Consider the following 698-nt stretch of genomic DNA (forward strand, 5'->3'; position numbering starts at 1 on the left):
AAGCGGCTATTAGCCAAGGCATTCAGGAGCAATGGCATGATTGCAGTTGATACCAATATTGTAGTTCGGCTTCTGACTCAAGATGATCCAGTCCAATATCAAAAAAGTCTAGAACTTTTTCAAAACCCGGAAATCTTCATTTCCCACACCGTTATCCTAGAAACCGAATGGGTGCTGAGATTTGCTTATAAGTTTAAACGGAATCAAGTTTGTTCGGCTTTACGGAAACTTGTGGGATTACCAAATGTTTACTTAACTAATCCGATGTTAGTTCATCAAGCCCTACTGTGGCATGAAAATGGTTTGGATTTTGCCGATGCTTTGCATCTAGCCCAAAGTCAAGATTGCCAGCAATTCTACACCTTTGATGAAAAATTCATTAAAAATGCCAGAGAGCTAACCAATTGTGAGGTCAAAAAACCAGGGGATTAAGAAGAGATAATAAAAATGGTGGGACAGGTGTATTTTCTGCGGTTGGAGGGGTGGAGGGGTTGAGAAACGGGGTTGCTTAACCCGATGGGAGTGAGGCGGCAAAGGTTAGGGCAGAAACTGAGTTTATGGGATGTGGGTAGAGGGCAAGAAACCAGGTTGCTGGGACGATTTGAGCAAAGCCTCAAGGACAGTCAACCCTATAATGGAGAAGCACATTTTCTGGAGAGGACTCTATGTTACTCAGCGAACTGTTACCTACCGTTAAT

Annotated in this window: 1 protein-coding gene and 1 pseudogene; both read left to right on the top strand. The window is 43.0% G+C overall.

Features of this window, described 5'->3' with window-relative positions:
* Positions 1-432, top strand: a 432-nt coding sequence (locus ACTIE0_RS24830; protein WP_439517074.1) for a type II toxin-antitoxin system VapC family toxin, incomplete at its 5' end; no start/stop codon positions are given.
* A 72-nt stretch (positions 433-504) separates the two neighbouring features.
* Positions 505-698, top strand: a pseudogene (locus tag ACTIE0_RS24835) (hypothetical protein); the annotation flags it as partial.

It is taken from the genome of Limnospira sp., from assembly GCF_051859755.1.
Taxonomy (GTDB): domain Bacteria; phylum Cyanobacteriota; class Cyanobacteriia; order Cyanobacteriales; family Microcoleaceae; genus Limnospira; species Limnospira fusiformis.